This window comes from Ochrobactrum sp. SFR4, assembly GCF_019730395.1.
Classification (GTDB): domain Bacteria; phylum Pseudomonadota; class Alphaproteobacteria; order Rhizobiales; family Rhizobiaceae; genus Pseudochrobactrum.
In genome coordinates this window covers 1-352 of the sequence record NZ_JAAPBB010000398.1, presented here as the reverse complement: position 1 = coordinate 352, position 352 = coordinate 1, and the positions used below count along the sequence as shown (strand labels likewise).

The following is a 352-nucleotide window of genomic DNA, read 5'->3' as shown; positions in this document are numbered from 1 at the left end:
AGCAGGTACGCCGTACACTCGGGCTGTTCGGTCATGATAAGCCGGAAGCGTGCCGCATCATTATCGCCGGTGGTGGTAATATCGGGCTCTATGTAGCGCAGAAGATGGAAGAGCGTCAGCCGCATACCCGTCTGAAAATCATCGAGCATAATCGCGAGCGTGCGGCCTTTGTTGCAGATGAACTCAATAAGACGATTGTGCTGAACGGCAGTGCACTGGATCAGGAACTGCTGCGTGAAGCAGAAGTACAGGACGCCGATCTGATGGTGGCTCTGACCAACCAGGATCAGGCGAATATTCTGTCTGGTATCATGGCCAAACGTCTTGGCTGTAAGTCGAATATGGTGCTGAT

The 352-nt window shown here is 52.8% G+C and carries 1 protein-coding gene; it reads left to right on the top strand.

Annotated elements, in window-relative coordinates:
- The coding region (locus HBA93_RS19545) for an NAD-binding protein (RefSeq protein ID WP_221724400.1) at window positions 1-352 on the top strand (352 nt) is incomplete at both ends.